Raw genomic sequence first — 349 nt, 5'->3', positions numbered from 1 at the left:
GAACGACTTCACGGCGCATCGTCGCTTTATTGAAAGAAGCGGGAGCGACGGAAGTCCATGTCGTTATCAGTTCGCCGCCGATCAAGAATCCTTGTTTTTACGGCATCGATATCAGCACATCGGGCGAATTGATTGCTGCGAACAACACAGTAGAAGAAATGCGTGAAATCATCGGTGCCGATTCGCTGACATTTTTGTCGGTTGATGGCATGGTCCAGAATATTGGACGCACCGACCCAGGATCGAAATGCGGCCATTGCTTGGCATGTTTTACAGGCGAATACCCGACGAATATCTATCCAGATACGGTATTGCCACATGAAAAAGAAAAAGTGAAATAGGGGGAACC

At 48.1% G+C, this 349-nt stretch carries 1 pseudogene; it reads left to right on the top strand.

The features are described 5' to 3' along the window. Positions 1-341 (top strand): annotated as a pseudogene (locus tag SB775_RS28045) (amidophosphoribosyltransferase); the annotation flags it as partial. Between the last annotated feature and the right edge of the window lie 8 nt (positions 342-349).

The sequence above is a fragment of the Peribacillus sp. SIMBA_075 genome, assembly GCF_046534585.1.
The sequence above is the reverse complement of the archived record's forward strand: the minus strand, read 5'-3'. Positions and strand labels throughout refer to the sequence as shown.